This window comes from Vibrio sp. 10N.286.51.E5 (assembly GCF_041469125.1).
Taxonomy (GTDB): Bacteria; Pseudomonadota; Gammaproteobacteria; order Enterobacterales; family Vibrionaceae; genus Vibrio; species Vibrio crassostreae_C.
In genome coordinates, this window is sequence record NZ_JBFRJZ010000087.1 from 1 (window position 1) to 12554 (window position 12554).

7 protein-coding genes and 2 pseudogenes are annotated in these 12554 nt (G+C 38.8%); 1 reads left to right on the plus strand and 8 read right to left on the minus strand.

Annotated elements, in window-relative coordinates:
- Positions 1-531 precede the first annotated feature (531 nt).
- The 4 genes from AB4161_RS21715 to AB4161_RS21730 all read right to left on the minus strand — a co-directional run bounded on the left by AB4161_RS21715 (position 532) and on the right by AB4161_RS21730 (position 5393).
- Entirely contained in the window at positions 532-1572 is a 1041-nt protein-coding gene (locus tag AB4161_RS21715; protein WP_372084274.1) for a hypothetical protein, read from the minus strand.
- On the minus strand, positions 1556-3967 hold the full coding sequence (locus AB4161_RS21720; protein WP_372084275.1) for a TcfC E-set like domain-containing protein: 2412 nt from the start codon (positions 3965-3967) through the stop codon (positions 1556-1558). The genes AB4161_RS21715 and AB4161_RS21720 overlap by 17 nt, the downstream gene beginning before the upstream one ends.
- On the minus strand, positions 3939-4697 hold the full coding sequence (locus AB4161_RS21725) for a hypothetical protein (RefSeq protein WP_372084277.1): 759 nt from the start codon (positions 4695-4697) through the stop codon (positions 3939-3941). The genes AB4161_RS21720 and AB4161_RS21725 overlap by 29 nt, the downstream gene beginning before the upstream one ends.
- Positions 4698-4886: 189 nt before the next feature.
- The gene (locus AB4161_RS21730) at positions 4887-5393 is read right to left on the minus strand and encodes a hypothetical protein (protein WP_372084279.1); all 507 of its coding nucleotides are present in this window, start codon (positions 5391-5393) and stop codon (positions 4887-4889) included.
- A 285-nt stretch (positions 5394-5678) separates the two neighbouring features.
- On the opposite strand from AB4161_RS21730, the pseudogene AB4161_RS21735 reads away from it, so the two are divergent.
- A pseudogene (locus AB4161_RS21735) lies at positions 5679-6193 on the plus strand (transposase); the annotation flags it as partial.
- 55 nt (positions 6194-6248) lie between these two features.
- Here AB4161_RS21735 and AB4161_RS21740 read toward each other — a convergent pair.
- The 4 genes and pseudogenes from AB4161_RS21740 to AB4161_RS21755 form a co-directional block, all read right to left on the minus strand.
- Positions 6249-6698: pseudogene (locus AB4161_RS21740) on the minus strand (transposase); the annotation flags it as partial.
- Positions 6699-6915: 217 nt separating this feature from the next.
- Positions 6916-9249: a glycoside hydrolase family 19 protein gene (locus AB4161_RS21745; protein ID WP_372084281.1), complete on the minus strand. Its 2334-nt coding sequence runs from the start codon at positions 9247-9249 to the stop codon at positions 6916-6918.
- Positions 9250-10304: 1055 nt separating this feature from the next.
- On the minus strand, positions 10305-11405 hold the full coding sequence (locus tag AB4161_RS21750) for an ISAs1 family transposase (protein ID WP_102319868.1): 1101 nt from the start codon (positions 11403-11405) through the stop codon (positions 10305-10307).
- 91 nt (positions 11406-11496) lie between these two features.
- A complete protein-coding gene (locus tag AB4161_RS21755) occupies positions 11497-12387 on the minus strand; it encodes a hypothetical protein (RefSeq protein ID WP_372084282.1) in 891 nt (296 codons plus the stop codon).
- Positions 12388-12554 lie beyond the last annotated feature (167 nt).

A 12554-nucleotide genomic window follows, 5' to 3' on the forward strand; every position in this document is an offset into this window, starting at 1 on the left:
GGGGGGGGGGGGGGGGGGGGCAAATGAAATCTTCAACGATGAAAGCCAAGATGAGAGAGCTTGGATAGACAGGTTCGTAGAGTGATACAACAATGAGCATAAACATCGAAGACTAAACTACGTGACGCCTTCGGAAAGACATGCGGGTAAGGGTAGTGAGAGCTTACAAAAAAGAACGGCAGTTCTAGAGGTACGCCGAGAGCAAAACCCTGAACGTTAGTCAGAAGAAATCAAGAACTGCGAACCAGTTGGTGACGTTCATTTGAATCCAGAAAAAGAGGTTGCTTAATTAATAATCAACCAGTGACTAGTAGCTTGAAAAACGTCGAAAGCCCGACTCGGCAGAGTTTACCTTCAGTCTCGCAATACAAAGCAGCCAGAAATTTTGATGCCTAGCTGCTTCCGGTACTGGAGGCGTATCCAACAGGAATGGTCAGAAATAACAGCTAAGCATGACTGGACGCGCGAATATCTGTCCACAAACGTCCAGAGCTCATTGCAAAGTTGGCCCAACGAAGCCCACTATGCTTTTTAATAATCGGCTTCCACTATGAAGTTGTAAGTACCAGTATAAGTCTTTCCAGGAGTCGCTAGGTGAAGGTCTGCCACAGAAAATTCTATCGAACCCACCTGTTGACGAACATGGGCAAGAGACGGATTAAATGTGGCTGCATCATAATGTGTCCAGACATCTGCTCCTAGCTCAATCAACGAGTTTATATGGTCGAAACGAATGCGAACTCTCTGCGCAAAACCGTTTGCGTCCAACAAACATTGTCCATTACTATTTTTTCCCAAATTACCGCCACAGCTGTATTTTATGTTGAATGATTCGTTAGTCTGGATTTTTATGGGTAATCCGGCCCCCCAATATGGATGATCCCCTTGTTCAAAATTAAGCGATCCCGCTCGGTATGGTATATTGACTTTGAAAACGTGTCCGATGTCCAGTACAATATGACCAGATAACGTCTCCCAACTGTCACGAGGCTTAAGGTGATATGTACTAGAGTTCAAATTAACATTACCATAATACCTACCAGGCGTTAGAGGGCCGGAATAACTAGGGCTGACTCTCATTGCTAATAAAACTTCCCAGTACCCATGACCATGGTCAGGCGCATAACCGCCATGAGTGACGCCGGTACCAACATTGTAATAAAGCATTTCAGACTCATGATCACCATAGCCTTGACGTGCGTAACAGTAATTACCGTTTGCACTACCACCGCCCCAGAACCTCGGTCCCCTTCGCACATAATGGCCAATAACACTAATTTCAACAGGCAGTTGGTTACCATAGTTATCTGTTAAGACTTGCTCTGTTACCCCGTTCCCGTATTTAACTGAGTAACTATGAGCTGCATTACTGATATCTATAACACTTATTCTAGTATACCCCCCAAGAATAGAGTTCTGTGAACAACTTGGGTTATGTATTGAGCTAGCTACCTTGGTAAAATAAGTAGCTCCACTTGAAGGGTCGAGTTTATAATGTACCTGTCCAAAACTGGCTGCATCAAGCCAAGCACTATATAAGAACAATATTGAAAATTTAAAAACCTGTTTCACAACTTAATTCTCCCAGATATACATATTCATCACGATTATAATTACTGAACTCTTTAGTGCATAATAATCTATCATCAGAGAAAATCTCTATTATAGGAAACTGCTCGGAAACGGCCAGCTGAAAATATCCGTCGCTGATGTCTCTATTAATAACTACTGAAGATTCATGGTTGACGATTTTTATACTATTAGATGCATCTATATTCTCTATAAAGCCTGCCACGTGAAAATAGTTTCTTGGTTCTAATTCTATAAATTTAACGCCTCCTTTATAAAAAACACCATGATGCAGTCTATCTTCATCATCGATAGTAGCACTGTTCGAATGTACATAGAGTGTAGCTGAATCATATTCAGCCACTGGGATAAAACTCAATTTTCCATCTAATACCACTTGTTCTCTTCCTGATATCAGGTCAATTTCTGACGTAGAGCGTGGGTCAAACGTACTATTTTCTACTAAAAAACCCGAAGAACTTGATGCAGTGTCGAAAAAACCAACATTGTTATCGGATGAGACGACAGAACCACCGTAAAGAAAAGAGCCTGTGAAATCAGTGTCAGTACTGTTTCTATTCATTGATAATGAAATATTGCCTGATCCTTTATCATTCCTGATTTGCGAACCGAAAAGAGCATTGATGCTATTGTCCCGCGAATGACTGATGTCTGCAGATACGCTTTCTATCAATTCAGAGTCGATATCAGAATTCGCATAGGCACTGACCACATAATCACCACCCTGACTAAATAAGCTCACCCCGCCTGAGGAACTATCTGAAAAAGACAGAGGCATTGATAAATTTAGGCCGAAGAAGAATTCATTTGATACGAAATCACGATCTCTTACCCCCACATGATAGCTAACATATAGTGGGTCACCTCTAAATTGAGCAAATTTATTAAAGTAAGCAGTAATCTCTGATTGCTTAGAATCTATAATATAATTTGCATGACTATTCTCTAAAGCTGAATACATATAATTGATATGAAAAGAATCGAAAAAATAATTTTCGTAACGTCCGCTAAGGTTAACATAAAACCTTTCGCTAAGTTCTGATTCGATGCTTTTGTACAGATATTCCGTATTAAAGAGAAAGTGTTTGCCAAGTTTAGTATCTAATCTTCCAAGAAAGTTGTAATTACTCTCATCAAGTGCAGAAAGCTCAAAGCTTAAAAAAGATTGACTAGAAAAAAAATAATCACTTTTCATTAGAAGTAAATTGTCAAAATCGGACAACATACCACCAATTTCGACATCAAGATTTTGATTTGAAAATATAGTTTTTTCATACAAAGCAAATAGTACATTCGTATCCCCAGAATTTAGCTCATCATAAACACCAAAAGACAAGAAATCGACGTTATTAGTATTTCTATTAGTGACTGTCCTGACTATTGGGGCTAGGGTTGTTCCTATATTCAGTTTTCTATGTATTGTTATGTCATAGGTGCCGATAGGAAGAGCACTAGCATCAATGAAACTATGACCTTCTGAATGAGGAGCGCTATATAGTAAAGAGGATCCTCGATATACTTCTACTACCCCCCTGCTTGGCATATAAATATCTATATTGAGGAATTGACCGCTTTTACCTAACCTTCTTTCTGAGGCATCTTCGATCGAAAATTGCTTTATATCTCTCATGTCAATAATTGCGTTTGAGAAGCCACTTCCTAGTCTTGTTTGATCGTCTAACAATGAAAACATATAACGATTTGAACCATAATCTTTACCTAGTGCAGTTTGATTATTAACAAATTCAACATTGCTATTACCATCAACATAGGAACCTCCTTCAAATTCAAAAAAACTGTTTTTATAACCTATGGTAGTATCTAAGAGTGCAGAACCACTAAAATAAGACAAATTATTAGAACCGGTTATTCTATAGTTTGTCACCGTTCCTAGTGCGTTAACATCACTCTCCTTCAAATAATCAAGTTTATTTTGACTATTTATTCTTCTGTTTTCGAGCAAAACTTCAATATATTTAACTCGGCTGTCTTTTACTGGCTCGCTGAATGTTACTTTTGTCTCAGAGTTAGATGTTTCTTCTCCACATACATTTAGCATAAACTGCTGAGCAATGATATCAGCACAGGTATATTCTTTATTGGTTTTTATTTCAACCACATCACTCATTGATGAAGTGTAAATAAAAAACTTCGTAGTGCTACCTTTGTATAGCGTGTATCCTTCTGCTATAGTTTTTCCGTATAATCTAAATTGAAGCTCATCTCTAAATTCTACATCTTCGAAACCAGAAGGAGTGTCACTGACTATTAAAAGTTTCGGATTATCGATACTATCTAGTGCAAATGAAATAGAAGGAAATAATACAATTATAAAAAATAATTCTTTTTTAATTTTTCGATAAAAAATCTTGTTCATGGACATATTTACTTATACCTATGCCATTGTTTAAGTCACAATTAAAAACCACACTAGTCATGTCTATACCAACATCACCCACATCAAAAGTACGCTCTCGGTTTGGTATCATTCGAATATCATTGAATATTTTGCAATCAAGATCTTCCTCTTCCGAGCAAAGAGTACAATTCGTTAAGGTACCAACTCCATTGCCGTTATTTTTTAGCGTAAGAATACCATTATCCACTGTAGAAATAATATCCGGTTGTGAGTCTTCATTTGAAATAGCTACAAATCCACTAGTCGCAATAGAAATAAATATACCGGAATTAACTTTGTCCTTGGAATTAGGACTTTCCAGTTTTTTGTTAGTAACTGGTACAAATCTAACTTTAAAATACCTGTCTTTTACTACACTTTCAGCAGTTTTGACGACTCTAAACTGTACAGAACTTTTTGGAGGTACTAACCCTTTCTCAGGAATGACAATTATTGAGTCTTTTTTTCCTTCGCCTTCAACTAGCTCTAACTGTTCATTTCCATTTTCATCGAAGGTGACTTCTACAACGTGCGTTTCCACGTAGGCAATATCGTCAACTGGGTTGGATAGCTTTATTAAATCACTTCTTTTATTGCCCTTTAATATTAGTAATTCTTGGTCAGCTTCAACTCTATTACTGGCTGCCGAAGCAGCCAGAGATATAAGAGATGCCAACACAACTAAAAATAAAATTCGTAGTTTGAACATCAATGTCTGTCTCGTTGGTTGACTTTGTTGCGTAATAGTGAATTCACGAAGAATTGGCACCTAAATTTAGAATAAAACTCTTAGTTCACTTCAGTTATCTACCAAGCGATAAGGCTTTAGTGGACTTATCACTGCTTGAGGAATAATAGGTGAAGTGGATTATTCTTTTACGCAACAAAGTCTCGTGATTTATAGGGAATCTTCGAAAACCAGTTGTACTGAGCCTGAATATGCACCCGATGACAACGCCGCACCAATAGGTTGATATTGACCAATATTAATATCGAGAGGATAAGCAACAAAAGTTCCCGCAGAAGGAGGAGTACTGTCAATCTGCGACGAGTTGTGTGTAATTGCGTTATTATCAATTGTCACGTCTAGGGGCAATGTGTCTACACCATTTGTAATACTTGGTTGGGCAAGTAGCTGTGCTCGTAGTCCTGTACTAAATGTCGATTCGATATTCATGTTAAACGAACTAAAAGAATCATTTACTTCATCATAAACAAGATTAGCGATAACACCACTAAAGTCGTTTCGACCAACAGGACGCACTTTGAAATCTTGCGCCGCAATAGTCGTAGTTACGTTGATAGTGGCATTTACTTGGTCACCTGGTGCTGCGCTGGCTGCTAGTGGGAAAATGCACCCAAGAAACAGACAAGCAGATGTATTGATACGTGATTTCAAATTCATTTTTTTTCCTCTAAATTATCCATTAAAAATATAATTACTATACTACTCAATTAATGACACATTTATTATTGATATTTATTGATAGCTGTGGAAATTCGCCACACCAAAATATTAGCCTTTTTCTTGCCTGTAAAAACACCTAAAAGATAAATTTAGCGCAAATGCAGTGGATATATCCATTTATAACCGTAAAAGAGTCCGATTTTGATATCGTTTTTAACAAACTCATTAATAGACTTATTACATAACTCAATAAAACTAAATCAAGAGGGCCTTTGTTGCGTGGTGCGGAAAAAGCCAAAAAAGATAACTAACTGGGCGGATTATATTAAAGCGCTATGCAAATGTAGTTCAGTTACGTTCTGGATAGATGGATCCACATAAATGCATGACAATGCAAAATCCATCATGGTATACGTGGTAAGGGCTTCCAGTACTCAAACACAGCGATTGAAACAGCTTTTATGATCAAGGGCATTCTCTCTGCCGTTGCATGTACTTCAAGGCTTTATCAACTCGATATTCGAGCTATTGGATGTTCCGTTGACTACACCTGTAACAGTAAACGCTCGAAGACAGTTCACGTTTAATATAACGATGAATATAGAGGAGCTATCCGCCGTATATTTATTGGCTCAACTAGCCTCAAAGTCTTGGGTGAGGGTGAGTGGAAAGTACAAAAGCATGGTGCAGAAAAACGCAGAACATGGCGTAAATTACACTTAGCTGTAGAAGTGGATACTCACGAAGCGGTTAGTGCGGAAGTCAGCCTTTTAAATGTAGGCGATAATGAAGTGCTTTGATGCTTAATTCGGTGAGAATACATGATAGTCCCATGTTCATCAGTTGTGAAACAACATACTGAGATTCTGGCATACCTAGCCCTGTAAGCTTATTCAGCGCTTTGATCATAACGCAGGTCTCGCCAACCTGAGCATTGTAATTTCTTAGGCTTAATTTCCCACCTAACAACTGTTTTACCCGATACATTGCTGTCTCTGATAGTGAGCGCTTATGATAACCATACCGCTTTTCCACTTATAGTTGGAGTCGTGGAGCTTCTGACAACCTACGGCAAGATTACGAGGGTGTCCTCGCTCCCTGAACGCAGCTCCTTCTCGTGGCGGGCGGGTAAAGCGGAATCGCTCGTTTGATCCGTATGGCATAGAGAAAATGTCTTTCATCATCAGTGCGGTAGTAATGGCTAAATCGCTGAATCGGCGAGATCTACCACGCTTACCTTGTTTGTTTTCACTGGGCTATCGTTTGCTCATCAATCCAAAAGGTCAGAGAACCACGGTTGATTAAGGCTTTATTGTATTGCTTTCAGTTAGTTGTTTTGTAACGAGGTTTAGACGTGAGGTTACGACGATTGATGGGTATAGTAGATAAAATCGTAGCTTCTTGATTTAGTTCCATCGATTTAAGCAAGAAAGCCTCTATTAGTTTAACTGTAATCACATAAGAGAAAGGAGGCCGATTTTCAGGCCTCCTTGGTTAAAACATGAAATATATTACAAGACTATTTATCTTCAACTATCACTACGTTTTCCCAGTTTTCAAGGATACAGTCGTCATATGACGAGTTCGAAAATAGCCCCTGATATGCTGTTTGATAACTTACAAGGTGACACTTCGGTTCGCCAAACCAACCCTTTTCCCAATATGTTTCAACTTGACCAGAGCCGTTAGTTGGGAAATCATTCATACCAGCACATGTTAGAGTTGACTCGTCTTCTACTTCTGGCATACCAAAATGGTCTCGGAATTGCTTATAATAGCCAATACGGTGTAGTGAGGCGGCGCTCTCTTCATCCCCCCTACATTCAAGACCACCATTAATAATATTAGTTGTGGTGCCAAAGCCACCCTTGATGTTTGCTTTCAAATCATATTCGTTAGGTATCCAGTTTCCAATAACTACGTCAGCCATGGATGGCTTAGGAGATTGGGGTGTCATGAAGAAATAGAGGCTAGAAGCAAGGTTTAACCATGTATCTGCGACTTTCTCGGGGGCGTCAAGCAGTACTCTTTCATCGCCAAACATAGCTTTAGAGAAAGTTCCATAGTTGTAGTAGTAACTTAACTGCTTCGCTCCTCGTCCGAAGTATGACTTAGTATCACCATTGGGGAATTTACCACATTCCCACCAGGCCATTTCTGAACCGCATTCCTGATTATATCCGTTTCTGCTTTCTTCATCGAAGCCGATTTCGCGCAACCAATATAGGCCCTGTTGCCACTCTTCAACACCGCTCCATGAATCATTCGCACCTGTTTCTTGTACATAATGAGCAAAAGACGTCGCCAATAAATTCTTACATATCGCGTCAGAATCCAAATTCTCATATGTCTCACAGAAACCTGGAAACTTCGCAACGGATTTTAAGAAATTGTCATAGCTGTATGCTGCATTTCGCATGGGAAAAATCGCTTCCCACCCATTGTCACCACCAATAATACGCTCTACTCGTTTGACATTTTCTGGGTTGTCTTGTCGACCACTGCTTACTAATACTACCTCACTATTGCTAAGAGTACGCACTGAGTGCTGTGCTTCAAGAAACTTAGGTGTGACAGCGTTAGCTAAATCTAACTCTATTTTACTTCTTGGGATTTCGATTTTGTTCGGGTCTGGCACTATCTCCTGGTCCACTGATAACTCTAATTCAGTACCTTCCGGTGCCCATAGCGCATTTCTTCCCCCTGTGTAGTCAATAACTTTAATTGAACCATCTTGTTGTGCCTCACCTGCCAAAACTCCGGGAATACCCAGCGCATTGATCGCATCCGCAACCAAGTGTGTACTCCATGTAGACACTGGACTAGTTGCAGGTATTTCCAAGTAGTTTATTGAACCATCTGGAGTGGTTAATTTTGCAGTAATATTAGCAGGAACGATGGTTTGAATATGGTCTGTTTTAATTTGCTGAATAGCCTCTAATGAACTAATGATAAGGTGTGAACCTTGAGGGCCAAAAACGGCATTCCGGCCACCACTATAATCAACGGGAACCACACCGTCCTTTTGGTATTCACCAGCTTCAACGCCAGGTATTGATGCCTCATTGATTGCATTTGCGAGAAAATGAGTCGAGTACAGGGAAACGTTTGCTAACTGCCCTGTTCTCACAACATGGGCACCGTTTGGTGTGGTAATTTCCGCAATTAATACTGACGGTAAAGATGAAATAAGGTGATCTAGTTCGATACGTCCGAAAGAACTTACGGCATCGATATCGATAGTAGTACCTTCTGGACCATATATGATGTTTCTGCCACCGGTATATTCAATAACTTCTAGCTTACCATTTTCTTGGTATTCACCAGCCTTGACACCAGGTATTTTAGCTTCATTGATCGCTTCAGCTAAGAAATGACCTGAATACAAAGAAATATTTTGGAGTGGTCGCGATATAACGCTGTATTCCTCACCTGATGGAAGATTAATTGTCGCTGTTAGAACCGAGTTTTCGTCTGAAAGGAACGCTCCTGTCCTTATTGTCGCCACTTCATTTTTTTCGTTAAATGGTGGTTCTTCAACATAATCCCCTATATATTCCCATGGCTGGTTGGTTAAATCAGACTCGTCTCCTGGGAGCAAAGATGGGGAAGTGGAATTTTGATTATTCACATACCATTTCGCTTGGTATATTTTTCCGTCGTATACAACCTTATCCCCTTTAAAATAATCTTGTAAAGGGGAAAACTTAACTATTTCATTTTCATTGAGTAAAATGAAGCTATTACTTTCACCCAACCCACCATTTTGATGCGTAACAGAAGCAGTAGCGATAGCAGTAACTGGAGCAGCAATTGCAACTGTTAAGGCCAACGCAATTTTAGATAATTTCATATATTTCCTATATAGTTTATTGTGTATTTCAGTTAATTTAGAGGCTATTTTCATACTAGAAAAAAGAGCAGAACATTTAGAAAAATACTTTACGCCCGACCTAAAATCACTTATGGACGTTCTCAATTCATTGTCAACAGTCATCAACAAAACAACATTAGATAAAACCTAATCACCAAGAAATTGCTGACAAAAATATTTAATGAATTACTCCCCTGGCAATTAAATTAAATTTATTATCTTACCATCATGTCAATTCCTATTACGGACATTTTTACCACTAACCCCTGTAGAATAACTACCGTTAATATAAAATACTACCTATTTAATTTAGATATATCCAATTTATCATTGCGTATCATTGCAGCCTTGTTGCGTCATTAGGATTGGTTCCTCGCATACACAGCAATGTCGGTCGAGAAAGATAATTAGGGCATAAATAAATGGACAATGGGTAGGCATTGCTAGCCACGGCTTAGATACGGTAGGTATATAAAAAATTGCACTACAAATGAAGGAAAGGGAAATAGGTCTAACCAACTTTATTAAAAAATAGCCTGTTCAAACAGCTAATAGCTCGTGTAGTCATTTGACAGTTAATGCGCGAACAAAACCATTATGGTTCGACGTATAACTGCAGCATCATTTATGAAACGAATACACTTGGGCAGTTGTACGTTCATTGTCATCAGTATTTACTTGCACACGTGGGAGTGCCCATACTCGGTCAGATGGTTGCTTCCTCATTTAGTTTCATCTAATTATGCACGTCAGAGGCCAGCAAATGTTCAAAACGATAAATAGTTTGGAAGTAATTAGATTCATCTATAACAAGGTGGTCAGGTAAGCGCACTTTCACATCTTCATATGTAGTGTACTGGAATTTATAGTTTTGCATTTTAAAACCGGCGATATAGAGTTCGCGTGACAGGATAGAGCTACTCAATACGACTTGAAAGTACCGTATTTGAGCCGTTATTTGCGACATATCGTATCCCCAGTTAGTGATATCGCGCCCTGCGTTTAGCTCAGGGCGCGAGCACACTTTGTTCAATTTATAACCCAAAGAAGACTCGTGCCCGATAATCATCGTTCCAAGCAGCCTTCTTCAACTTCACTTTTTGGCTTGGTGCACCACATTCGCATTGCTTCAGCATGTTCATCACAAAGCGTCTAAACAACGCTATATTTTCTACAGCACCATCTAGCGTGATCCGTGAGTAATCCTCTTTAAAAACAACATCTAATACGTAATGCTGGCTGTTTTCAATACGCCAATGCTGACGAATGTAGTGGCCTAGCATTTTGTGATTCGGCGACATAGAGCTTATGTAATATGAGGTGTCTACACTTCCTTTTCCGTTGATCACTCGATGCCGCTCCACCGCAATGATGCTTCGTACTGTCGGCCATTTCTCCGCAAGCTCTTTAGGTAACTTAGCCTTTAACTGAAATACATATCTTTCTTCACTGCGGCCATGGTGCTTCTCTTTGATTTCGGTAACTATTTTCTCTTTACCTGCTTCAAAGACAGCTTGAAATTGCTCCACAATAGCCACTCTCAATTTGGGCTGGTTGTTCTTCACTTGAACAACAACGTGAGCCTTTTTCTCTGCAATTTTCTCGAGCGTATCGCGCTGACAATGCAGGGCATCAATGGTGATGACACTGCCTTTTACGTTAATAACATCAAGCATTTGGCGTACAACGTTGATCTCGCCATTTTTGCTCTCAGTCGGCTTTTGACTCAAAACGAGGCCACGTTCAGTGTCGTAGGCGGTAACCAATTGTAACGCTGTTTTTTTGTCATTTCGGTATGAGCCACGCAGCACTTTTCCATCGAATGCGATTATCGGCTTGTGTTGACTAGTGCGTTGCTCGTTAATCCACAGGGCTAATGCCTCTAGCAAAGATTCTGCGACAACTGAACGTAAAATACGGGCTATTGTATGCCGACGTGGAATACCATGTTCAAATGTTCTGTATTTTCTCAGCCAATCTAGTTTGTCTTTCCCAAACAATTCAATATCTTGCCATCCTTCACATCCAGATGCGATGGCGCTAATTACAAGGAACATGACATCGATAAGATCATGCTTCTGATTAATGTCTGACCGAGTGTCTTGGACGACTGATAAGTGTTCGATTAAGTTCAAAATGGCTGTGTGATTGTGGATTTAGCACTATTAGATCATATTTGTTAACAAAGTGCGATCCCGCCCTGGCGTTTAGCTAATAGTAATAGGTCTACACACTGCAATAATAGAAGCTCTTCTGAGACCAAATCGACCATTTTTCAGGTTGTTCCTCTATTGAACTCATAACTCGTCGCATTAGCACTTCTCTCACCTTTCTCAAATCATTGAAAGCTTCTTTTTTGCATATAAATAAAATCTCCAAGCGAGGGAGGTAATTATTGTTATAATACCTATTGACGAATATCGTTTTTCTACCAATTAACTTACAGACAGGGAGTACACATTTTTTCAATAACCTAATCTTATTTTCAAACAATGGGAAAGGAAATTCATCGTATGTCACAATAGTTATACCATCGAATTTTCGTAATTCTAGAATAGCATCCCTATTATTTATAGAAACCACATGCACCTGTGGTTTATTTATACCTTTAAACACTTTTAAAACGTAATAAATTTCCTTTTTATTATAGTCTTTATGACCATTTATGATTAGCACCTTATTAAAATAACAACTCGCGACCATAGAAACAATATTAACACTTGAACGAGAACAACAAATAGTTATCGGTTCTCCAGATTCAAAATATCTAATCATTTTATCAAATATATCACTGTATATGTGGCTCATACTAGAACGTTCGAAGTACGTAAAATTATTCTGTTCTATACCTTGAATAAAACTATTTATTGAGAAACGACGATAATTCAACTCTTTGCCTAAAATATATTTTGTTCTTTCTCTAATGCCAATTTTATCATTATCAAAAAATGACAACACACCCCACACTTCGACAACCAATCTGCGAATAATTACATTATTATTAATCGAGAACCTACCTTCAAAAAATGAAACTTTTGAAATATAAAACCTCTTAAATTTTCCTATTATCGCATTCATATTAAAGGCCAACCTATTTAGGGCATCCAATTTATCCAAACGTCTTTTATCATTTGGCAACTAAATAAATCAGAGCATAAATCAGTCATAAGTCTACATTCACCAATTAATGAAGATATAGCGATTTCTCGATAAATAAATCCACAATTCAGGCGTATAAAGCACACTCTCTGGTCCAAGGTCAGACCAGGGCGGGAGCATACTTT